A 1,269-nucleotide genomic window follows, 5' to 3' on the forward strand; every position below is an offset into this window, starting at 1 on the left:
GGTGCGCGACCGGACGCAACGAAGCTCCGTTGTGGAGGTGACCTTGCCAAGTCGCCTGCGCCCAACGGAGCTTCGATGTGCCGTCAGTCTGCCACCGTCTGTCTGGTCAAGTCGCCCACCCGTCAGCACTGTGCGACGGGTCCGCTGGCCGAGCGGCTGGCCACGCTGGCCGATCCGCGGTGCCGGCGCGGGAAGCGTCACCCCTTCGTGGCAGTACTGCTGGTCGTCTGCTCCGCCGTGGTGACCGGGGCGAGTAGCTTCGCGGCGATCGATGAGTGGGCCACCGACGCCCCGCAGGACGTTCTGGCCCGGCTCGGTGCCCGCACCGCGACCGCCCTGGCCGTGCGGGTCCCGCCCAGCGGTGCGACGATCCGCCGGGTCATCAAGGACACCTGCCCCGGCGGTCTGGCCGACCTCCTCGGACACGATCCGGCCGGCGCCGACACCCTCGCCGTGGACGGCAAGAGCGCCCGCGGCTCGCGCCTCGGCGCCACCCCGGCCGCCCATCTGCTGGCCGCGATGACCGGCACCGGGATGACCGTCACCCAGCTCCGAGTCCCGGAGAAGACGAACGAGATCACGTGCTTCGCCGCTCTCCTGGACCCCTATGACCTGCAAGGAGTCACCGTGACCGGCGATGCTCTCCACACCCAGCGCGACCACGCCCGCTTCCTCGTCGAGGCGAAGAAGGCGCACTACGTCTTCACGGTGAAACGGAACCAGAAGAACCTCTACGAGCAGTTGCGAACGCTGCCCTGGGACGAGGCGACGGCGAAGTTCTACGACCGCACCACCGGCCACGGCCGCAAGGAAACCCGGGTCGTGCAGGCCCTGACCGTCACCGACCTCGGCGTCGACTTCCCTCACGCCACCCAGGTCGCCAAGGTCGTACGCCACCGCACCGACGCCAAGACCGGCAAGCAGAGCCGCGAGACCGTCTACGTCATCACCGACCTGACCAGCCGCCAGGCATCCCCGGAACGCATCGCGAAGATCTTGAGGGCGCACTGGGTGATCGAGAACAGGCTCCACTTCGTCCGGGACACCGCCTTCCGCGAGGACGCCTCCAAGATCCGCACCGGGCACGGCCCGGAGAACATGGCCACCCTGCGCAGCTTCGCCATCAACCAGCTCCGCACCGCCGGCCACACCAACATCGCCGCCGCACTCCGCACCACAGCCCTCCGCCCCTACGAGCGGCCACTGGCACTCCTCGGCCTCAACTGACCTGCACCAACGCACGATCAACGGACTTTGCAATCGCCCTGG

General features: G+C 69.2%; 1 protein-coding gene. It reads left to right on the plus strand.

What is annotated here, in order from left to right; genetic code table 11:
* Positions 1-75: 75 nt before the first annotated feature.
* Entirely contained in the window at positions 76-1,227 is a 1,152-nt protein-coding gene (locus ABZV34_RS39650) for an ISAs1 family transposase (protein ID WP_356288217.1), read from the plus strand.
* Positions 1,228-1,269 lie beyond the last annotated feature (42 nt).

This window comes from Streptomyces sp. NPDC005195 (assembly GCF_040608315.1).
In the GTDB taxonomy this organism is placed as follows: Bacteria; Actinomycetota; Actinomycetes; order Streptomycetales; family Streptomycetaceae; genus Streptomyces; species Streptomyces kaempferi.

Coding starts and splice junctions, on each gene's coding strand:
- ABZV34_RS39650 (WP_356288217.1), top strand. CDS start 76: ATGTGCCGTCAGTCTGCCACCGTCTGTCTGGTCAAGTCGCCCACCCGT.